General features: G+C 63.7%; 1 pseudogene. It reads right to left on the bottom strand.

Annotation, left to right across the window (positions count from 1 at the left end):
• Positions 1-41 precede the first annotated feature (41 nt).
• Positions 42-245 (bottom strand): annotated as a pseudogene (locus tag CH341_RS33160) (ABC transporter permease); the annotation flags it as partial.

The raw sequence follows: 245 nt of genomic DNA, 5'->3' as shown, positions 1-245 counted from the left end.
GATGTCGGCCATGGCGTGCACGGCTTCGGCATTGTCTTCCCTCATGAGGAGAAACCCGGCATGCCGCGCCTTGCCCGTCGCTCGATGAGTGCGATGACGACATTGGAGACGAGGCTCACCATCAGATAGAGCAGCCCCGCGGCGCAGAAGAAGAGCATGTATTCGCGCGTTGCACCGCCGGCCTGGCGTGTCGCGAGCGTCAGTTCCGTGAAGCCGACGACGGCGAGAAGGGCCGTGTCCTTGGT

The sequence above is a fragment of the Rhodoplanes roseus genome, assembly GCF_003258865.1.
Taxonomy (GTDB): domain Bacteria; phylum Pseudomonadota; class Alphaproteobacteria; order Rhizobiales; family Xanthobacteraceae; genus Rhodoplanes; species Rhodoplanes roseus.
This window is presented reverse-complemented; position numbering and strand designations above follow the sequence as displayed.